This is a genomic window from Thermocatellispora tengchongensis (assembly GCF_014202315.1).
GTDB lineage: Bacteria > Actinomycetota > Actinomycetes > Streptosporangiales > Streptosporangiaceae > Thermocatellispora > Thermocatellispora tengchongensis.
Genome location: NZ_JACHGN010000007.1, coordinates 216,880 through 237,164, shown reverse-complemented (window position 1 = coordinate 237,164; position 20,285 = coordinate 216,880). Strand labels below are relative to the sequence as shown.

Annotated in this window: 16 protein-coding genes; 5 read left to right on the top strand and 11 right to left on the bottom strand. The window is 72.9% G+C overall.

What is annotated here, in order from left to right:
- The 9 genes from dgoD to HNP84_RS18230 all read right to left on the bottom strand — a co-directional run bounded on the left by dgoD (position 1) and on the right by HNP84_RS18230 (position 9,930).
- Positions 1-1,146 (bottom strand): galactonate dehydratase, encoded by a 1,146-nt coding sequence (dgoD, locus tag HNP84_RS18270; protein ID WP_185050936.1) that lies wholly within the window; start codon positions 1,144-1,146, stop codon positions 1-3.
- Positions 1,143-1,859 (bottom strand): FadR/GntR family transcriptional regulator, encoded by a 717-nt coding sequence (locus tag HNP84_RS18265; RefSeq protein WP_185050935.1) that lies wholly within the window; start codon positions 1,857-1,859, stop codon positions 1,143-1,145. Before HNP84_RS18265 ends, dgoD begins: the two co-directional genes overlap by 4 nt.
- Positions 1,859-2,563, bottom strand: a complete 705-nt coding sequence (locus HNP84_RS18260) for an SDR family NAD(P)-dependent oxidoreductase (RefSeq protein ID WP_185050934.1) — start codon at positions 2,561-2,563, stop codon at positions 1,859-1,861. Before HNP84_RS18260 ends, HNP84_RS18265 begins: the two co-directional genes overlap by 1 nt.
- On the bottom strand, positions 2,560-4,530 hold the full coding sequence (locus tag HNP84_RS18255; RefSeq protein ID WP_221336397.1) for a beta-galactosidase: 1,971 nt from the start codon (positions 4,528-4,530) through the stop codon (positions 2,560-2,562). The genes HNP84_RS18260 and HNP84_RS18255 overlap by 4 nt, the downstream gene beginning before the upstream one ends.
- Positions 4,527-5,378 carry a carbohydrate ABC transporter permease gene (locus HNP84_RS18250; RefSeq protein WP_185050933.1) on the bottom strand — a complete coding sequence of 284 codons (852 nt, stop codon included), beginning with the start codon at positions 5,376-5,378 and terminating at the stop codon, positions 4,527-4,529. The genes HNP84_RS18255 and HNP84_RS18250 overlap by 4 nt, the downstream gene beginning before the upstream one ends.
- The gene (locus HNP84_RS56105) at positions 5,372-6,370 is read right to left on the bottom strand and encodes a carbohydrate ABC transporter permease (RefSeq protein ID WP_185050932.1); all 999 of its coding nucleotides are present in this window, start codon (positions 6,368-6,370) and stop codon (positions 5,372-5,374) included. Before HNP84_RS56105 ends, HNP84_RS18250 begins: the two co-directional genes overlap by 7 nt.
- A 2-nt stretch (positions 6,371-6,372) precedes the next feature.
- Positions 6,373-7,728, bottom strand: coding sequence for an ABC transporter substrate-binding protein (locus HNP84_RS18240; RefSeq protein WP_185050931.1), 1,356 nt, complete (start codon positions 7,726-7,728; stop codon positions 6,373-6,375).
- Positions 7,729-7,861: 133 nt separating this feature from the next.
- Positions 7,862-8,407 carry a DUF6542 domain-containing protein gene (locus tag HNP84_RS18235; protein WP_185050930.1) on the bottom strand — a complete coding sequence of 182 codons (546 nt, stop codon included), beginning with the start codon at positions 8,405-8,407 and terminating at the stop codon, positions 7,862-7,864.
- Positions 8,408-8,661: 254 nt separating this feature from the next.
- A complete protein-coding gene (locus tag HNP84_RS18230) occupies positions 8,662-9,930 on the bottom strand; it encodes a DNA recombination protein RmuC (RefSeq protein WP_185051149.1) in 1,269 nt (422 codons plus the stop codon).
- A 102-nt stretch (positions 9,931-10,032) separates the two neighbouring features.
- On the opposite strand from HNP84_RS18230, the gene ychF reads away from it, so the two are divergent.
- Entirely contained in the window at positions 10,033-11,121 is a 1,089-nt protein-coding gene (ychF, locus tag HNP84_RS18225) for a redox-regulated ATPase YchF (RefSeq protein WP_185050929.1), read from the top strand.
- A 16-nt stretch (positions 11,122-11,137) separates the two neighbouring features.
- Here ychF and HNP84_RS51140 read toward each other — a convergent pair whose 3' ends face one another.
- Both HNP84_RS51140 and HNP84_RS51135 read right to left on the bottom strand, forming a co-directional pair.
- On the bottom strand, positions 11,138-11,590 hold the full coding sequence (locus HNP84_RS51140) for a cytidine/deoxycytidylate deaminase family protein (RefSeq protein ID WP_221336395.1): 453 nt from the start codon (positions 11,588-11,590) through the stop codon (positions 11,138-11,140).
- Positions 11,587-12,285 (bottom strand): RibD family protein, encoded by a 699-nt coding sequence (locus HNP84_RS51135; protein ID WP_312925142.1) that lies wholly within the window; start codon positions 12,283-12,285, stop codon positions 11,587-11,589. The genes HNP84_RS51140 and HNP84_RS51135 overlap by 4 nt, the downstream gene beginning before the upstream one ends.
- 420 nt (positions 12,286-12,705) lie before the next feature.
- On the opposite strand from HNP84_RS51135, the gene HNP84_RS18215 reads away from it, so the two are divergent.
- From HNP84_RS18215 to HNP84_RS18200, 4 genes are all read left to right on the top strand, one after another.
- A complete protein-coding gene (locus tag HNP84_RS18215) occupies positions 12,706-13,728 on the top strand; it encodes a conjugal transfer protein (protein ID WP_185050928.1) in 1,023 nt (340 codons plus the stop codon).
- A gap of 56 nt (positions 13,729-13,784) precedes the next feature.
- A complete protein-coding gene (locus tag HNP84_RS18210; RefSeq protein ID WP_185050927.1) occupies positions 13,785-14,087 on the top strand; it encodes a hypothetical protein in 303 nt (100 codons plus the stop codon).
- A 137-nt stretch (positions 14,088-14,224) separates the two neighbouring features.
- Positions 14,225-17,704, top strand: coding sequence for a conjugal transfer protein (locus HNP84_RS55085; protein ID WP_185050926.1), 3,480 nt, complete (start codon positions 14,225-14,227; stop codon positions 17,702-17,704).
- A gap of 31 nt (positions 17,705-17,735) precedes the next feature.
- Positions 17,736-20,222, top strand: coding sequence for an ATP-binding protein (locus HNP84_RS18200; RefSeq protein ID WP_185050925.1), 2,487 nt, complete (start codon positions 17,736-17,738; stop codon positions 20,220-20,222).
- The last annotated feature ends 63 nt before the right edge of the window (positions 20,223-20,285 follow it).

Below are 20,285 nucleotides of genomic sequence, written 5' to 3'. Positions count from 1 at the left end.
TCACCACTCTGCCAGGGAGCCGTCGTCGTGCCGCCACACGGGGTTGCGCCACGCGTGCGGGGAGCGGTCGGCCCGGCGCACGGCCGCCTCGTCCACGCGCACACCGAGGCCGGGGGCGTCGGTGCGGCGGGCGTAGCCGTCCACGAAGTCGAACGGCGCCGGGTCGAGCACGTAGTCGAGCAGGTCGGCGTCGCCGTTGTAGTGGATGCCCGCGCTCTGCTCCTGGATCAGGAAGTTGGGCGTGCAGAACGCGACCTGGAGGCTGGCGGCCAGCGCGATCGGCCCCAGCGGGCAGTGCGGCGCGAGCGGCACGTCGAAGGTCTCGGCCAGCGCCGCGATCCGGCGCACCTCCGAGATGCCGCCGGCGTGGGACAGGTCGGGCTGGGCGACCGCGAGCCCGGCGGTGAGGGCGGGCAGGAAGTCGGTGCGGGAGTACAGCCGCTCGCCCAGCGCGATCGGCACCGGCGTGCCCGCGGTGATCTCGCCGAGCCGGTGCAGGTACTCCGGCGCGACCGGCTCCTCCACGAACAGGGGGTGCGCGGGCTCGATGGCGGCGACGATCTGCCGGGCCAGCGCGACCGAGGCGCGCCCGTGCAGGTCCACCGCGAAGTCGCGGCCGGGTCCGAGCGCGTCGCGGGCGATCTCGGCGCGGGCCACGACCGCGGCCAGGTCGGCGGCGGACAGCGAGCGCGGCAGCATGCCGGACGCGTTCATCTTGATCGCGGTGAACCCGGCCTCGACCTGCTCCTCGATCGCCTCGCGCAGCTCGCCGGGCTCGTCGCCGCCGACCCAGGCGTACACGCGGACGCGGTCGCGTACGGGGCCGCCGAGCAGGCCGTGCACCGGCGCGCCGTAGTGTTTGCCCGCGATGTCCCACAACGCCTGGTCCAGCCCGGCGACGGCGCTGGACAGCACCGGGCCGCCCCGGTAGAAGCCGCCCTTGGTGAGCACCTGCCAGTGGTCCTCGACGCGCAGCGGGTCCTGCCCGATCAGGTACTCGGCCAGTACGCCGACCGCCGCGCGGACCACCTCGGCGCGCCCCTCCACGACCGGCTCGCCCCAGCCGACGACGCCGGTGTCGGTCTCCACCCGGCAGAACAGCCACCGCGGCGGCACCATGAAGGTCTCGACGCGCTCGATCTTCATGCCGTCTCCCCGGCCGGCGTCTCCCACAGGCGCAGCAGGTCGCCCCACGCCTTGGCCAGCAGCTCGCGCATCGCGCCGTCGGCCGCGTCGGCGTCGCCCTCGGCGATGGCGGTCAGCACCGCCAGGTGGCTGGGCACCGGGTCGTCGCCGGGCTGCGCGCCGTGCACCAGCCGGTCGCGCCCGGCCAGGCCCGCGCCCATCACGACGTCCATGCGCTCCAGCAGCTCGTTCCCGCTCGCGGTGAGCAGCGCCCGGTGGAAGGCCAGGTCGGCGGCCACCATGGCGCCCGCGTCGCCGCGCGCCTCGGCCATGCGGCCCAGGGCGGCCCGCAGCGCCTCCAGGTCCTCCTCCGTACGCCGCAGCGCGGCCAGCCGCGCCACCGACGGCTCCACGATGGACCGCAGCTCGTGCAGGTCCTCCAGGAACCCGTGGTCGGGCCTGCCGGCGAACTTCCACCGGATCACGTCGCCGTCGAGCAGGTTCCAGTCCTGCCGGGGCCGCACGAACGTGCCCAGCTTGGGCCGGGCCATGATCAGGCCCTTGGCGGCCAGCACCTTCATCGCCTCGCGCAGCGCGGTCGAGCTGACGCCCAGCCGCTCCTGCAGCTCGGCGACGTCCAGGCCGTCGCCCTCGCGGTACTCGCCGCTGAAGATCATCGTCGCGAGGGCCTCCACGGTCTGCCCGTGCAGGCCCCGCCCCCCGTATGCCGCCATCAAGCCGAGTCCTTCACAATGCTCCAGCCTCCGTCCACGACCACGGACGTGCCGGTCATGAACGACGCGTCCGCCGAGCCCAGGAAGGCGATCACCGCCGCCACCTCCTCCGGCTCGCCGAACCGGCGCAGCACCGTCGCCCGTACGCTGTCGGCCCGGCCGGCCTCGTCCACCCGGTCCCAGGCCGGGGTCATGATCGGCCCGGGGATGACGCAGTTCACCCGCGCGTCCGGGCCGTACTCCACGGCGAGCTGCCGCGTGAGCGCGGTGAGCCCGCCCTTGGCCGCCGCGTACGCGGGGTGTCCGGGCAGCCCGACCAGCGCGTGCACCGAGGAGGTGACGACCATGCTGCCGCGCCGTGCCGCGAGATCGGGCAGCAGCCGCCGCGCGGCCAGGAACGTGCCGGTGAGGTTGACCCCGATCTGCCGGTGCCACGACTCCAGCGAGGTCCGGTGCGCGGGCAGCACGTCCACCGCGGCCGCGTTGCTGACCACCAGGTCGTACGGGCCGCGCTCGGCCACCTGCTCCCAGGTCTCCTCCCGCGCCACGTCGCCGATGAGGTGGTCCCCGGTCTCGGGCGGCCGCACGTCCACGACCAGCACGTCGGCGCCCTCCGCGCGCAGCCGGGCGGCCGTGGCCGCGCCGATGCCGGACGCGCCGCCGGTCACCACCGCCCGCCGGCCGGTGTACCTGCCGGGCGTCATGATCTCTCCTCGCGCAGCACGGCCACGCCCTGGCCGGGCAGGTCGGTCCCGTACGCCCGCACCGGCGCGTCGGTGTGGTTGAGCAGGAACAGGAACCGGGTGCCGTCGGCGGCCTCGCGCGCCACGGCCTCCACGCCCTCGGGCAGATCGGGCAGCACCGGCTCGACCCCGGCGGCGGCCAGCTCCGCCCGGACCAGGGCGCGCATCGCGCCGGGCTCCAACCGGGTGCCCAGGTAGGTGGCGCTGCCCGCGCCGTACGCGTGCCGGGTCACGGCCGGCACGCCCGCCAGCGGCCCGCCGGCGTAGCGGGCCAGCGGCTCGGCCCCCTCCAGCACCAGGTCGTCGGCCCACAGGCCGGCGGTCGTGCCGTCGGTCAGCGTGACGGTCTCGCCCTCGCCGAGCGGCCAGAACTCATCGACGCGCAGCCCCAGCAGCTCGCGGAACGGCCCCGGGTAGCCGCCCAGGTGGATGCGGTCGCGCTCGTCGGCGATCCCGCTGAAGAACGACATCAGCAGGCGCCCGCCGCCGCGCACGTACGCCGCCAGATCGGCCGCCGCCTCGGCCGAGACGAGGTACAGGTTGGGCACCGCGACCAGCTTGTAGCCGGACAGGTCGGCGCCCGGGGGCACGATGTCCACGGTCACGTTCTCGTGCCACAGGGCCGCGTAGTGGTCCTTCAGCCGCTCCAGCAGCTCCAGCTCGGCCGGGCGGGCGTCCAGCTCCAGCGCCCACCAGTTGGCCCAGTCGTGCACCAGCGCCACCTGCGCGCGTACGCGGGAGCCGGCGACGTCCGCGAGCCCGGCCAGCTCCTTGCCCAGCGCGGACACCTCGCGAAACACCCGGTTGTCCGTGCCCCCGTGCCCGACGACGGCGGAGTGGAACTTCTCCGCCCCGCCCGCCGAGGCCCGCCACTGGAAGTACATGACCGCGTCGGCGCCCCTGGCCACGGCCTGCATGCTCCACAGCCGCATCTGGCCCGGCTTCTTGGGCCGGTTCGGCGGCCGGTAGCTGATCGCGCTGGGCGCCTGCTCCATCAGCATCCACGGCTGCCCGCGGCGCAGCGAGCGGGTCAGGTCGTGGAACAGGGCGCCGCCGATGTGGGCCGTGGGGTCCTTCGGCTCGGGGTAGAGGTCGAGCGCGGCGATGTCCAGCTCATCGGCCCAGGAGAAGGAGTCCACCGACTTCCACAGCCCCATCATGTTGGTGGTGACCGGAATGTCGGGCAGCAGCGCGAGCAGCGCCTCCCGCTCCATCAGGTAGCACTCGCGCATCGCGTCGGAGCTGAAGCGGCGGAAGTCGAGCTGCTGGGCCGGATTGGGGAACGTCGGGGCCAGCCGCGGCGGCAGCACCTCCGACCAGTCGGAGTAGCGCTGGCTCCAGAAGTCGGTGGACCAGGCCGCGTTCAGCCCGTCCAGGTCGCCGTAGCGGGCGCGCAGCCACTCGCGGAAGCCGGCCGCCGAGGCGTCGCAGTAGCAGGCGTCCACGTGGCAGCCGTACTCGTTGCCGACGTGCCACAGGGCGAGCGCCGGGTGCTGTCCGTACCGCTTGGCCATCGCGGTGGCGAAGTCGAGCGCGGCGGCGCGGTAGGCGGGGGAGCTGGGGCAGTACTGCTGCCTGGCGCCGGTCCACAACGTGCGCCCCTCGGCGTCCACCGGCAGCGTCTCGGGGTGCAGCCGGGCCAGCCACGGCGGCGGCGAGGCCGTGCCGGTGGCCAGCGACACCGCGATCCCGGCCTCGCCGAGCAGGTCCATGACCTCATCCAGCCAGCCGAAGTCGCGCTCGCCGGGCTCCTTCTCGATCGCCGCCCAGGAGAAGATGCCCAGGGTGACGATGGTGACCCCGGCCTCGCGCATGAGGCGTACGTCCTCGCGCCACACCTCGCGCGGCCACTGCTCGGGGTTGTAGTCGGCCCCGAAGCCGATGCCGCCGCCCATCGCCCGGTACAGGCGGGGGATGCGCTCGCTCATTCCTTGACGCTCCCTGCTGTGAGGCCCGCCCGCCAGAAGCGCTGAAGTGACGCCATGGTGAGGACGAGGAGGAGTGCGGACACCGCCGCCCCGGTGACGGTCAGTTCGAAGAACGCCGGGTCTCGGAAGGTCTGCGAGTTCCACTGGGCCAGGCCCAGCGTGACCGGGTAGAGCCGTTGGTCGGAGAGCATCACCAGGGGCAGGAAGTAGTTGTTCCACACGCCGATGAACTGGAACAGGAAGATCGTAACCAGTGCCGGCGACATCACCCGCACCGCGATCCGGAAGAAGATGCGGTACTCCCCGGCGCCGTCCAGCCGCGCGGCCTCCAGCAGCGCGTCCGGGATCGCCGCGTGCGCCTGGATGCGGGCCAGGTACACCCCGAACGGGCTGACGATGCTCGGCAGCAGCACCGACCAGAACGTGCCGGTCAGCCCGACCTCGCTGAAGATCAGGTACGTCGGCAGCGCCAGCACGGTCGCGGGCACCAGCACGCCGGCCAGGACCAGGTTGAACAGCAGTTCCCTGCCCCGGAAGGGGTACTTGGCCATCGCGTAGCCGGCGCCCGCCGACAGCAGCGTGGCGATGAGCGCGCTGACGCCGGCGTACAGGAAGCTGTTGAGGATCCACCGGCCGAACAGGCCGTCCTCGGCGCCGAACAGCCGGCCCAGGTTGGCGCCGAGCTGCGGGTCGGGCGACCACAGGCCGAACGTGCCGAACAGGTCGGCCGAGCTCTTGGTGGCCGCGATCAGCACCCACGCGACCGGCAGCAGGAAGTACACGGCCGCGGCCGTCAGCAGGGCCAGCACCACGACGGTGGCCGGGCTGAGCCGTCTGCGGTCTACCACGCCCGGTTCCCCTTCCGGTTGACCACGCGCAGGAACCCGAACGAGACCACGAACGAGATGATCGCGATGATGGTGGCCTCGGCGGAGGCGAGGTTGATGTTGCTCTGCCCGAACGCCTGGTTGTACGCGGCCAGGTTGGGGGTGAAGTCGCTGTTGATCGCGGTCGTCAGCGGCTTGAGGATCAGCGGCTCGACGAAGAGCTGCAGCGTGCCGATCAGCGTGAACACCGTGATCAGGATGATCGGCGCGCGCACCATCGGGATCTTGACGTGCCAGGCGATGCGCAGCTCGCTCGCGCCGTCCACCCGGGCGGCCTCGTACAGCTCCTGCGGGATCGCCTGAAGGCCGGCGATCAGCACCAGCATGTTGTAGCCGGCGAACTGCCAGGTCGCGATGTTGGCGATGGAGAACAGGATCGTCCCGGGGCCGAGGAAGTCGTGCGGCAGGCCGACGGCCGACAGGATGTCGATCAGCGGGCTGGTCTGCGGCACGTACAGGAAGCCCCACAGCAGCGAGGCGACCACGCCCGGCACGCCGTAGGGCAGGAAGAACGACACCCGGAAGAACGCCCGCCACCTGGCGCGGGCCGAGTCCAGCAGCAGCGCCAGCGCCAGGGCGCTGACCACCATGATCGGCACCTCGATCGCGGCGAACACCAGCACCCGGCCCAGGCTGCCCACGAACGCGGGCGAGCTGAGCGCGGTGGCGTAGTTCGCCAGGCCGGAGAACTCGATCGTCGGCTCGGTCAGGCCCAGGCCGCTGCTCTGCAGGGTGAAGAAGCTCTCGTAGAGCGCGTAGCAGATCGGCGCGATGAAGAACAGCGAGAAGGCCACGAAGAAGGGCGCGACGAACACGGCGACGTGCAGCCGCGGCCCCCGCCGGGCCCGTGAGCGCGTGTGCGCCGCACGGCGGGGCCGGCCGGACGCGCCGCCGGGAGGGGTCTCCCGCGCGCCGGCCGCCCCCGTCGTACGGGTGCCGGTCGTTCCCGCCACGCTCAGCCGCCCGTCGCCACGACGTTCAGGCCCTTGGCCTTGAGCTGCTCCACCATGGCCGTCTGGGTCTTGGCGAAGGCGTCGGCCAGCGTGCCGTCGCCCTCGACGGCGGCCTTGGCGTTGTCGGTCAGCGTGGAGTACAGCGCGTCGCTCACCGGGGGCCAGCGCCAGTCCAGGCCGACCGCCGCGTCCGCCTCCTTGAAGACGTCCCAGATGTTCTGCCCGCCGTAGAACGGGAAGACGGTGTCGTCCTGCTGCAGGTTGGGAATCCGGCTGGTGTCCTTGATCGAGGGCCAGCCGTAGCCCGCCGACAGCAGGATGTTCACGCTCTCGGGGTCGCTGGTCAGCCACACCGCGAACGCCGTCGCCTCGGCCGGGTGGTCGGTGCCCTTCAGCACCGCCGAGGCGGAGCCGCCGCCCCAGCTCGCCGAGGCGAACTTCGCGGCGCCCGGCCACTGCGGCATCGGCGCGACCGCCCACTTGCCGGAGGTCTTCGGCGCGTTGCCGCGGATGATGGCATCGCCCCAGGAGCCGCCGATCCAGCCCGCGATGTCACCGGTCTGCAGGTCCTTGTACCAGCCGTTGGACATGTCGGCCTCGGTCTTGACCAGCTTGTCGTCCAGCATCTTCTGCCAGAAGCCGGCCATGCGCCGGGTGTCGGGGTTGTCGATCGTCACCTTCCAGGCGTCGCCCTCGGTGCTGAACCACTGCTGCCCGGCCTGCTGCGCCAGCGCGATCATCCACGGCGCCTGGTTGGCGGCGAAGGTGGAGATGTAGGCGCTGTCGTCCTTCTCCCGGATCGTCTTGGCCGCCGCGGCGAAGTCGTCCCAGGTCTTGGGGGCCTCGATGCCCCACTTGTCGAACAGGTCCTTGCGGTAGTAGAAGGCCATGGGGCCGCTGGCCTGCGGGATCGAGTAGACCTTGCCGCCGAAGACGCCGGTCTGCCACTGCCAGTCGACGAACTTGGCGGCGTCCTTCTCGGCGTACTGGGTGATGTCCTCAAGCGCGCCGTTGACCAGGAACGACGGCAGCGAGTCGTAGCCCACCTGCGCCACGTCGGGCGCGTTGCCGGCCTTGACGCCCGCGAGCATCTTGGCGTACCCGCCGTCGGGGCCGGGGGTGATCGTCTCCAGCTTGACCTTGATGCCGGGGTGCTTGGCGTTGAAGGCGTCCACCGCCTTCTGGATGTTGGGCACCCACGACCAGAAGGTCAGCTCGACCGGGTTCGCCGGGTCGCCGCTCGCCGCCGCCGCGCTCTTGGCGGGCTCCTCGCCACCGCCGCCCCCGCACGCGGCGGCCAGCCCCAGCGCCGCGGCGGCGGCCAGCGCACCTGCCGCCGTCCGAATCCTCGACCCCATGTGTCACTCCTTCGAGGTGAGAGGTACCGGCGCAGCTCGCCGGTGCGGCGACATTACTAGTATTTTATTAATAATACAAGGATGTTTCGGTCCCCTAGCGAACCATGGGTGACCAGCGGGAATGCCGTTACGGCTACTCGGAGGCGGCTTTACGGTGGGTGCCGTAGACGCGCGGCTCGAAGTAGCCCTCGGGCTCGGGGGCGTACGCGCCGTCGCCCGCGCGGGGCCGCGGCACCGGCGCGCCCGCGGCCGGCCCGCGCGCGCCCCGCAGCTCCTCGCGCAGCGCGCGCACATTGCCGCGCAGGCCGCGCCGCCAGGTGATGACCAGCACCAGCGCCGTGCCCGCGAACAGCCACGGCGCGCCGCCCGACATCGCGGTGAACAGGCCCAGGGCGAGGTTCTGCAACGGCGACGCCGCGCCCAGCGCGCGCGCCGCCTCGGCGATCAGCGTGCCCACGAAGAACAGCAGCGGCGGGGTGACCACCACCGACAGCAGATCGCGCCGGTTGACCAGCAGCGCCGCGGTCACGCACCCGGCGATGAACACGATCCCGATCGCCGCGCCCGCGCCGGTCAGGCTGTCCAGGGCGTAGCCGACGAGCGTGGCCACCAGGATGACCGCGATGGCGCCACGAGCGGTCAGCGTGACGCCGGCACGTGATGCCTGCCGAGTGCTCAAGACCCTCCTCTTTGCGATCGCCTCGCAATACGCGGGGCTCGCCCCGAACCCGGTCGCCCGCGCCGAAGCCCGGTCGCCCGCGCCGAAGCCCGGTCGCCCCCGCCGAAGCCCGGTCAGCCGTGCCGAAGCCCGGTCAGCCGGGCCCAAGCCCGGTCGCCCGCGCCCGGTCGCCGGGCCCGAATGCCCGAGTCCGGCTCACCGATCCCGGTTGCCCGAGCCCTGCGTCGTCCTCCAGTGTGCGATGGGAGGGGGCGTCAGGACAGGTCCTTTGCCAACTTACCGTTCAGGTGGGGTGCGGGGGACGCGGCCGGGCCCTCCGTGCCCGCCGCCTCGGCCAGTTCCGGGGCGGCCAGGGCGCGCGGCAGCTCCTCCACGAGCTGCGGCTGCTCCAGCTCGGCGTCCACCACGCCGAGATCGTTGAGCTTGCGGGCGCTCACCATGACCCGGCTCTCCAGCGACCCGACCGTCTTGTTGTACGCCTCCACCGCCCGGCCGAGCGCCCGGCCCAGGGCGTCCACGTTGCGGCCCATCGTGCTCAGCCGCTCGTACAGCTCCTTGCCCAGCTCGAAGACCGCCCGCGCGTTCTCGGTCAGCGCCGCCTGCTGCCAGGCGTACTGGGCGGTGCGCAGCATGGTGATCAGCGTGGTCGGCGTGGCGATGTGCACCCGGCGGCTCATGGCGTACTCCAGCAGCGACGGGTCGCGCTCCAGCGCGGGCGCCAGGAACGCCTCGCCGGGGATGAACAGCACCATGAACTCCGGCGCCGGGCTGAACGCCTGCCAGTACGCCTTGGACGCCAGCCGGTCCACGTGCTCGCGCAGGTGCCGGGCGTGCGCGTCGAGGCGTACGGTCGCCGACTCCGGGTCGGCCGCCTCCGCCGCCTCCAGGTAGGCCGCCAGCGACACCTTCGAGTCCACGATGATGTTCTTGCCGCCCGCCAGCCGGACCACCATGTCGGGCCGCACCACCCCGTCGGCGGTCGTCGCGCTGGCCTGCTCGTCGAAGTCGCAGAAGCGCGACATGCCCGCGATCTCCGCCACCCGGCGGAGCTGGAGCTCTCCCCACCGGCCGCGGGCCTCGGGCCGCTGCAGCGCCCGCACCAGCGCACTGGTCTGCGCCCGGAGCTGGTCGCTGCTCTGCCGGACGAACTCGATCTGCTTGGCCAGCTCGGCCTGCGCGGCGCGCCGGCCCATCTCGGTGTCGCGGAGCTGGGCCTCCACCTTGGCCAGCGTCTCCTTCAGCGGCACGATCATCTGTTCCACGGCCTGCTTGCGCTGCTCGACCTCCCCGGCCGCCTCGGCCCGGGTCGTGGCCAGCCGGGTCTCGGCGAGTTCGAGGAACCGCAGGTTGTTCACGTCCAGCGCGCGGGCCGACAGCGCCTGGAACCGCTCGGCGAGCTGCTCCTCGACGTACGCGGCCTTCTCCTCCGCGACCTTGGCCCGGGCCACCGCGTCGGCCGACCGCGACCGCCCGAGCAGGAATCCGATGGCCAGCCCGGCGGCGAGCCCGACGACGAGTGCCATGAAATCCACAACCGCCAATGATCCCAGCAGGCCCGGCTCCACGAGCCCGCGACACGCGGCGGATGAGCGACCATGCCGCGCAGGCCCGTAAACTCGGCAGACGTGAGCCTGAGCATCGGCATCGTCGGCCTGCCCAACGTCGGCAAGTCCACGCTATTCAACGCGCTGACCAAGAGCGGCAACGCGCTCGCGGCCAACTACCCCTTCGCCACCATCGAGCCCAACGTGGGCATCGTGGGGGTGCCCGACGCCCGCCTGCCCAAGCTCGCCGAGATGTTCGGCTCCGCGAAGATCATCCCGGCCAAGGTGGAGTTCGTGGACATCGCCGGCCTGGTGCGCGGCGCGTCCGAGGGCCAGGGCCGCGGCAACCAGTTCCTGGCCAACATCCGCGAGACCGACGCGATCTGCCAGGTCATCCGGGTCTTCAGCGACCCCGACGTCACCCACGTCGATGGCGAGATCTCCCCCGAGCGCGACATCGAGACCATCAACACCGAGCTGATCCTGGCCGACCTGCAGACCCTGGAGAAGGCCCTGCCGCGCCTGGCCAAGGAGGCCAAGTTCAACAAGGACCGCAAGGCCGTGCTCGACGCGGCCGAGGCGGCGAGCAAGCTCCTCGACGGCGGCACCACCCTCTACGCGGGCGCCAAGGGGGCCGGCATCGACCCGGCCGACCTGCGCGAGCTGCACCTGCTCACCGCCAAGCCGTTCCTATACGTCTTCAACCTCGACGCCGACGAGCTGACCGACGCCGCGCTGCGCGGGCGCCTGTCGGCCCTGGTGGCCCCGGCCGAGGCCGTCTTCCTCGACGCCAAGATCGAGTCGGAGCTGGTCGAGCTGGACGACGATGAGGCCCTGGAGCTGCTGCAGTCGGTCGGCCAGGAGGAGTCGGGCCTGTCACAGCTCGCCCGCGTCGGCTTCGCCACCCTCGGCCTGCAGACCTACCTGACCGCGGGCCCCAAGGAGACCCGGGCCTGGACGATCCGCCAGGGCGCCACCGCCCCCGAGGCCGCCGGCGTCATCCACACCGACTTCCAGCGCGGCTTCATCAAGGCCGAGGTGATCTCCTTCGACGACCTCATGGCCGCCGGCTCCATGACCGCCGCCCGCGCCGCCGGCAAGGCCCGCATCGAGGGCAAGGACTACATCATGCGCGACGGCGACGTGGTGGAGTTCCGCTTCAACGTGTAGTTCCTTCAACGTGTGGTCAGAGGGCGAGGTGGGCGTTGGGGGCGCGGGCGGCCTCGGCCAGGGCGGGCAGTTCGACCACGGTCACGCCCGCCTCGGCCAGCACCCGTGCGCCCTGGCAGTCGGAGACGAACGTGTCGGGCTCGCGCCAGGCGATCACGACGCGGCGGATGCCGGCGGCGATGATCAGCTCGGCGCAGGGGCGGGGGCGCGAGGCGCGGCGGCAGCAGGGCTCCAGCGAGCTGTAGATCGTCGCCGTGGCGAGGCGGGGATCGTCCGGCGCGAGCTTGGCCAGGGCGGCCTCCTCGGCGTGTACGTGCGGGTCGCCGCCCTCGCGGCTGTGGCCCCGGCTGAGCTCCGTGCCGTCGGCGGCCACGATCAGCGCGCCCACCGAGAACGCCGTACGCGACGGCGGGCACAGCGCCGCGAGGTCGGTGGCCAGCCGCAGCCGGCGCAGGTCCTCGGCGCTCATGGGACCTCCGGTTTCGGGGCGTAGCGGATCAGCACCACGTCACCCACCGTACGCGCCTCCAGCAGCCGCAGCCGGTGCGCGGGGCCGCCCGGGTAGCGGGCCGGGCCCAGGACGCGCGGGGCGGCCGGGTCGCCGACGAGGAGCGGGGCCACCGCGAGTTGCAGTTCGTCGGCCAGGCCCTGCGCGAGGAAGGCGGTGAGGATCGACGTGCCGCCCTCCACCATCAGCCGTCGTACGCCGCGCGCCCCCAGGTCGTCCAGGAGCGCCCCGAAGTCCACGGTCGCCCCGATGGGCACGACCTCGGCCCTGCCGCCCAGGCGGGCCCGTAGCGGTCCCGCGGCGGCGTCCGTGGTGTAGACGAGCTTCTCCCCGCCGGTGTGCCAGAAGGGCAGCGCCGGGTCGAGGTCGCCGCCGCCGGAGACCACGATCTTGATCGGGTGCTCGGGACGCCCGGCGGCGACGCGGGCGGCGCGCCGCTCGGCGCTGCGTACGAGCAGGCGGGGTTCGTCGCGGCGCAGGGTCACGCCGCCGATGAGGATCGCGTCGGACGCGGCGCGCTCGGCGTCCACGCGGTCGAAGTCCTCCGGCCCGGACAGCAGCAGCCGTTCGGCGGTCGTGTCGTCGATGTGTCCGTCGATGGACGCCGCCACGCTCAGCAGGACGAAGGGCCTGGGCGGATGGTGTGAGTGGGGCACGGAACCCGCAGGTTACGCGAATGCCGTACGCCATGGTCAAGCAGGCGCCCCAGGCTCCTGACTCGCGGCGAGGACGGGCCCGGCCTCCGGCGGGCGTCATCGCCGAACCGGGCGACAAGGGAGGAATGCGAAAGTCGCGACACTCAGGGAGCCCTTAGGACAGCAACACCTGTCCGAAAGGTAATCGACACCCCTCCTGGCCTGGTCCAACCCGCTATCGAACACTGTTCGCGGCGTCCCCGGGGCGTCGTACGGGATGAAGACCTAGTTTGCTCGGTTAGGGTGATGCCTGCAGCACGGGCGTGGCTTTCCTGGAACAATTGGCAGGGCCGCTAGGGTGAATGCTTCACCACCGATAACGGGATCGAGAGTAAGACGACACCGCGCCATGCCGGAGGGATCGGCGCGAGCGGAGGCGTGATGGCTCGAAGGTCGATCGTCCAGCAGGATCCTGGGATCCCTGGAGACCCTGAGCTGTCGGCGTACCCGGATGCCGCCGAGGCCGAGCGAGGGCCCCGGCGGGGCCGCGGCGCGCCCCGGCGGGGCGGCTGGTCCGGGGGCGGCGGGCGGTGGCTGGTATGGACCGGCAGGGCGGTCCTGTGGGCGCTCATCATCGTCATCGTCGTCAACGGGGTGCGCGCCCCGTTCGAGCGATTCACCCAGCAAAGCACCGCCACCGGCCAGGGCGCCACGCCCACAGATTACGGATTTCCCGTCGATCGCGCGTCCTCATTCGCCAATCAATTCGCCGCGGTATATCTGAATTTCGACGCGGGCACACCGGGCCGTCCCGAGGAAAGGGCAGGCAGGCTGGCCCCGTACCTTCCCGACGGCGCCGACCCGCAATTCGGCTGGGACGGAATCGGCCGCATGTCGGCCGGCGCGATCCAGCCGTACGGCGTCGAGGTCATCGACGCGCACAACGCCGTCGTCACACTCGTCTTCCAGTCGGAGAACCGGCGCATGCTGCTCTCCGTGCCCGTCTACTACGCGGACGGCGATTTCGTGGTCTCCGGCCGCCCCGGCGTGCTTCCGGCGCCGGCCGCCGCCGGGCTGCCGCAGGCCGCGCAGCCCGACCGCGACGACACCACCGCCAACGAGCTCAAGCCGCAGCTCGAAGGGTTCTTCAAGGCGTACGCCGCGGGCGACACCGTCCAGCTTCAGCGCTACGTCGACACCGACAGGCCGCTGACCGGCTTCGCGGGCGCGTTCGACTTCGTCGAGCTCAAGGACGTCGTCGTGCCGCCGGGCGGCACCACGCGCGAGATCAGCGTGGAGGTCGTCTGGGGGGTGCCGTCCGCCGCGACACCGGTGCCCCAGGCCACGCCCAACCCCGGCGAGATGGCCGGGAAGCTGACCCAGGCGTACCGGCTGACCGTCGAGAAGCAGGGCGACAAGTGGTACGTCAAGGACATCCGCGGTGCGAATCGGTCCGTGGGGTGACTGATGCCAGACCCAGGCCCGTACGTGGCTGAGCGAAACCCCCGGGAGGACGAGAATTGATCCTGAAAACGATATTGCTGAGCGTCGCCGATCTGGCCGTGCTGCCGGAACTCGCGACGCCCTCGGCCCCTCCGGCGGGCGTCGACACCGAAGGGCTGGCCGACTTCCTGCGCAGCTTCTTCGCCCCGCTGTTCCTCGTGATCGTCTCGGTCGTGGCGCTTTTCTTCCTCTTCACCCGCGAGATCACCAGGTTCGTTCAGTTCATCATTCTGGCGATCGCCATCGGAGTGATCTTCTACGTCCCCAACATCATCGAGGTGACGGCGCGGGCGATCGCGGGGGCGCTGGGCATCCAGTGAGGGTTGGACAAGGCTTTGCGCGGTCATTGATGGATCAGGTGGTTCGCGCGCCGGAGGGCGCGTGAGGTATCCGGCACGATCCGGCGTGCGCGGCGGCGCCGGCGATCATCGGCCCCAGGGGCGGAGAGGAGGACCGCGTGGACCTGCCCACCTATACCAATATCTGGCGCATTGAGAAGCGGCTGTACAAGCTGTATGACCTGCGGCTTCCCATGCCTCTTCCGATCGTCTGGATCGGTGTCTTCGTGGGCGTGCTGGTGCCGTGGTCCCTCATGCTCTGGCTCGTCGGCCTCCCCTTCGAGGCCCCGTGGCACGTGGTCTACCTGGTGCCGCCCGGCGTCGTGACCTGGCTGTCCACCCGCCCGGTCATCGAGAGCAAGCGCCTGACGGAGCTGCTGCAGTCGCAGGTCCGCTACCTGGGCGAGCCGCGTACGTGGTGCCGCATGGCCCCCGACGCCGAGCCCGGCGAGATCACCATCGTGGCCCGCGTCTGGCGCGCCGCCCCCCGCCCCGCCCGCGCCGCCGACCGCGCCAAGGTCCGCGCCAGGGCCAAGGTCGCCGCGCGCGCCAAGCACGCCGCCGTCAAGTCCCGCCGCCCCGAACGCGCCCTGCCCACCGCCCCCCGCCAGGTCCGCCCCGCCGTCGCCGCAGCGGCCGCCGCCGCGGCCAACGCCCCCGTCACCGACCCCGCCCCGCTCCCGGCCCGCGACCGGGTACGCGGGCGCGAGCGCGAGCAGGTCCGGGGCAATGAGCAGGTCCGGGAGCGGGAGCGTGAGCAGGTCAGGGAACGGGTCCGCGAGCGTGAGCAGGTCCGCGAGCGTGAGCAGGTCCGGGAGCGTGAGCAGGTGCGCGAGCGCGGCACCGCGCAGGGCACGCGGGGCCCCGCCGTGCCGTCCCGAGAGGGTGCGCCGTCACGCGACCGCACCCCGTCCCGGGACCGTACGCCGAGGCGCGAGCGCGAGGCCCCCGGCCGCGAGCGCACCACCCCGGTACGCCGCCAGGGCGACGCCCCGGCCCTGATCCCCCTGCCCGGCGTCTCCGCCGACCCGGCCCGCCCCGCCACCGAGGCGATCCCGGCAGCGCCGGCCGCCGGGCACGAGCCGTTCTACCTCCCCGAGACCCGACCGGAGCGCGCGACCCCCCTCACCTGGGGCGACGTCGTCACCCCGCCCGAGGTCCCGTCCGCGCAGGCAGGCACCGGCAGCGGCCCCCGACACGAAGTGACCACATCCCCCGAAACCGGCGCGGCCGAGACCCAGAAGGCCGCCGCCGGGCCCCGCCCTTCGGAGGCGGAGACGCGCGCCGATGGTGTGGCCGTGGTCCCGGCGGTAGAGGCGTCGGGCCCCGTCTCCGGGTCGCGCGCTCCCGAGGTGGAGGCGCGTGGCGATGGTGTGACCGCGGTTCCGGTGGCCGAGGCCGCGGAGCCCGTCTCGGGGCCCCGCGCCCACGAAGCGGCCCTGGCCGAGACGCCGGCAGAGGCCGCTCAGGCGGCAGGCGAGGACGAGGGCATCGCGCCCCGGGTTCGCGCGGCCGGTCGGCAGGCGGCTGGTCGGCGGATGGCCGGTCGGCGGGCAGCCGACCCGCAGGTGGCGGGGGACCTCGCCGAGGGCGCGGAGGCGCAGGGCACGGAGGCTCCCTCGCAGGGCGCGCACGATGCCCGCGCGGTCGGTGCGGGGGCCGCCTCGCCAGGCCCGAGCGGTACTGCCGCCGCCGACATGGACCCGGCCGCGCCCGATGCCAGTGGCGCTCTCGTGGCCGGTGCGGACGCCGCCCTGCCGGACACCGCCGGTGCTGACGGGGCCGACGTGGAGGCGGGTGGCGTGGAGGCCGCCGCCTTGGCGGACCCGGACCTGAATGGGGCTCGCGCGGTCAGTCGGGACGAGGTCACCACCGGTGCCGACCGTGCTCTCACGCCCGATGCCGGCGGGCTGGCGGTGGCCGCTGGTGAGCCCGTGGCCGCTGGTGACGCCGTGGCCGGCGGTGACGTGGACGCGGCTGCCGTTGACAGGCATGCGGCCGAGGGCGAGACGGACGGGGACGAGGCCGAGGGCGAGCGTGCTCGGCAGCGGTCGGCCGGGGCGCCCATCGGGGCGGAGGCGTTGCGGCGGTTGCGGCGGCTGGCGGCCTCCGCCGATCCGGGGGCCGGGGATCTCGGGGCGTCGGGGCGTGACCCGGACGACCCGCGTGAGCAGCACCGCAGGGGACAGCCGCCGCGGCCCGCGCGGCTGATCCCGATCTCGCCCGACACCCAGCGTGCGTGGCCGCCGGCCGCCGCCGACAGCCCGATGCCGGGCGAGCCCGTGGCCCCGGCCGCCGGGCAGGTCCCGGCCGTTCCGGCCGTTCCGGCTGCCGGGCAGGTCCCGGTGGTTCCGGCCGTTCCGGTGGTTCCGGCCGCCGGGCACGTCCCGGCCGTTCCGGCCGTCCCCGTGGTTCCGGCTGCCGGGCCCGTTCCCGTGGCTCCGGCCGCCGAGCACATCCCAGGGGAGCCGGTGGGCACGGCCGAGGCCGGGGGGCTGGAGGCGGGTGAGCCGGGCCGGGAGGCCGGGGCCGGGTATCCGGCGCGGGTGTCGGTCCGGGCCGTGGGGCAGGCGGGGGCCGGGGTGCCGGCGTTGCCGATCCCGGTGGCGCGGCCCGGGGGTGACGTGCCGGATCACGGCGGGAGGCCGGAGTTCCGGCCGCCGGCCAAGCCGCGGCGGGTGGAGTCCGTGGTGGGGCGCGACCCGTCGGGCGGATGGCGGCGGCTGGCGCAGGTGGTCATCGGCTCGGGTGGCAGCCGCACCGACGGGTCGGAGATCGACGAGGCGCGGGCGCGCGCGGTGTTCGCGGGCAGCAGGCGGGTGGTCGTGCTGGGCTGCACCGGCGGGGCCGGGCAGACCACGACCGCGCTGATGCTGGGGCACACGCTGGCCCAGCTCCGCGACGACCGGGTGCTCGCGGTGGACGCCAACACCGGCGAGAACACGCTGACCAGCCGGGTGCAGGCCGACTCGCCCGAGACGCTGACCTCGCTGCTGGGCGGCGTGGAGCAGGTGAGCGGCTACCTGAGCATGCGCGCGTACACGACCCGGTCGGCCTCGGGGCTGGAGGTGGTCGGGGCCGACACCGACGCGGGCGCGGAACAGCGGCTCGCCGACCGCACCCTCTTCTCCGACCAGCGGCTCGGGCAGCTCATGCACGTGCTCGACCGGCACTACAAGCTGGTGGTGATCGACCCGGCGGCGGCGCTGGCCGCGCGGGTGCTGCCGTACGCCGACCAGCTCGTGCTGGTGGTGCCCGCCAGCGAGGACGGGCCCGACGCGGTGGCGATGACGTACGACTGGCTCGACGGGCACGGGTGCGCCGACCTGCGCAGACGCGCGATCATGGTGGTCAACGGCGTGAGCCGGCGCAGCATGGGCGACGTGGAGCAGGCCGAGGCGGTGGCGCGGGGACGGTGCCGGGCGATCGTACGGGTGCCGTGGGAGGACGAGCTGGCGCCGGGGCGGCAGGCCTGCGTGGAGCCGGCGCATCTGCGCTCGGCCGGCCGCAGGGCCTATCTGGCCCTCGCGGGCGTGGTGATCGCGGGATTCGTCGCACCCCGGGCGGCCAGGAACAGCGAGGAGGAAGTGGCTCAGTGATCCTGAGGCGCGAGGGCAGGGAGAGCGGCTCATGAGTCGTTCGTCGCGGGCGCGCAGCCGCCTGGCCGTCAGGTACTTCGACGATCGAGTGCTCCTTACCGATTCCGCGGCATGGGCTTACTTCCGGCTTCCGACGGTGAACTATGAGTTCGTGACCCCGGAGGAGCGCGAGGCCCTGGCGACGAACATCACGATCGCGCTGGCGGCCATCCGCATGCCCGACGCGGAGGTGCACCTGCGGGTCGCGCACCGCGCCTACCCCGCCGCCGAGTGGGCGATGGCGCTGAACCAGACCTCCGACGAGGGGCCGGGCTGGCGCGACTACCTGGAGGAGATGTACCGCCACGTCTGGGCCAAGGACTTCTGGACCAAGGAGGTCTACCTCGGCGTACGCCTCGGGCCGCGCGGGGCGCAGCTCGGCACCGGCGTGCTGGCGCAGCTCTTCGGCTTCTACCAGCGCGGCGAGAAGGCGCTCGGGCTGGAGGACGACCACGTGCCCGACAGCGAGATCGCCAAGTGGACCGCCGCGGCCGAGCGGCTGGGCCGCGCGCTGGCCTCCAGCGCCCTGTACGCCCGCCACGCCACGTCCACCGAGATCGCCTGGCTGTTCCAGCACGCCGCGCACGGCGGCCTGGGCGACCCGCCGCCGTCGGCCAGCCCGAAGCGGCGCTGGGGCCGGGGCGAGATCGAGGCGCTGGTCGAGGGCCAGATCCACAACGGCCGGTCGATGCTGCGCATCGTGCAGAACGCCGGCGACTCCTATGTGGCCCACCTGTCCTTCGCCCGCTTCCCCGACCTGATGCCGTTCCCCGACGGCGAGCCGTGGCAGCACTTCGCCGACCAGCTCCCGTTCCCGGTGGAGGTCTCCAGCCGGATGCGGCTGATCCCGCCGGTCAAGGCCAGCAAGGACGTCGCGCGCAAGCTCGCGCACGCCCGCGACATGGACATCCACATCCGCGAGGCGGGCGCAGAGGCGCCGATCGCGCTGGCCGAGCAGATCGACGCGGCGCGCATGCTGGAGCACGGCATCACCAAGGAGCGCCTGCCCTTCGTGTACGGCTGGCACCGGCTGATCGTCAGCGCGCCCACGGAGGAGATCTGCGTGCAGCGGGTCGAGGCCGTGATCGAGCACTACCGCGACCTCGGCATCGACATCGTCAACTCGACCGGCGACCAGTTCTCGCTGTTCTGCGAGTCGCTGCCGGGCGAGCGGGTGCGGGTCAACGCGTACGCCCAGCGCCAGCCGCTGCGCACGATCGCGGGCGGCATGCCCACGGCGACCGTCGATCTGGGCGACCGGATCGACGAGACCAACGCCGGCTGGGTGGGCCCGTACGTCGGCGAGACCGTCGGCCGGGCGCGCAGCATCGTGCACTTCGACCCGCTGGTGGCGGCCACCCGCAACCGCCCGACCGCCATCGCGATCACCGGCGAGCCCGGCGGCGGCAAGACCACGCTGGCGCTGCTGCTGATCTACCAGATGGCGCTGCGCGGCGTGACGGTCGCGGTGATCGACCCCAAGGGCGACGCCGAGTCGCTGGTACGCCTGCTCCAGGCGCGGGGCCGCAAGGCGCGGATCATCCCGCTGGGCTCGGCCGCGCCCGGCCTGCTCGACCCGTTCAGCTTCGGCGACGACATCGCCGCGAAGAAGACCATGGCCACCGAGACGCTGCGGCTGCTGCTCCCCCGCATGTCGGAGGAGCGCGAGTCGGCCATGATCCAGGCGGTGGCCGCGGTGTCGAACGGCGAGAACCCCTCGCTGGGCAAGGTCGTGGACTTCCTGGAGCAGGCCGACGATCCGGCGTCGAAGAACCTCGGCGCCGTGCTGCGCTCGATGTCCGAGATGCACCTCGCCCGGCTGTGCTTCGACCCCTCGGGCGGCGACCAGATCGACAGCGAGGGCTGGACCACGGTGTTCACCCTCGGCGGTCTCACCCTGCCCGACGTCGCCACCGGCCGCGACGACTACTCCTACGAGCAGCGGCTGTCCGTGGCGCTGCTCTACCTCGTCTCCCAGTTCGCCCGCAGGCTGATGAACGGCATCGACCGCCGCTCGCCCAAGGCGATCTTCCTGGACGAGGCGTGGGCGATCACCTCCACTCCCGAGGGCGCCAAGCTGGTGCCCGAGGTGAGCCGGATGGGCCGCTCGCGCAACACCGCCCTCGTACTGGTCTCCCAGAACGCGGGCGACCTGCTCAACGAGCAGGTCACCAACTGCCTGTCCTCGGTGTTCGCCTTCAGGTCCACCGAGCGGGTCGAGGTCGAGCACGTGATGTCGCTGCTCGGCGTCGATCCCTCGGAGGAGCACAAGGCGGTGCTGCGCTCGCTCGGCAACGGCGAGTGCGTCTTCCGCGATCTGGACGGCCGCGCCGGCCGGATCGCGGTCGATCTGATCAGCGAAGAACTACTTCGCTGGCTCGACACGAATCCGACGCACGACAAGCCCGGCGAGAACGGGCATGATCCTTCTGGGGGCATCGGCGGCTCGGGGGCGACGGCGCAGGAGGTGCGGTCATGAGGGTGTCCCGCAAGGGGCGGCGAGGGCCTGGGCCGAGAATCGGCGGCGGGCCGGAACGCGGAG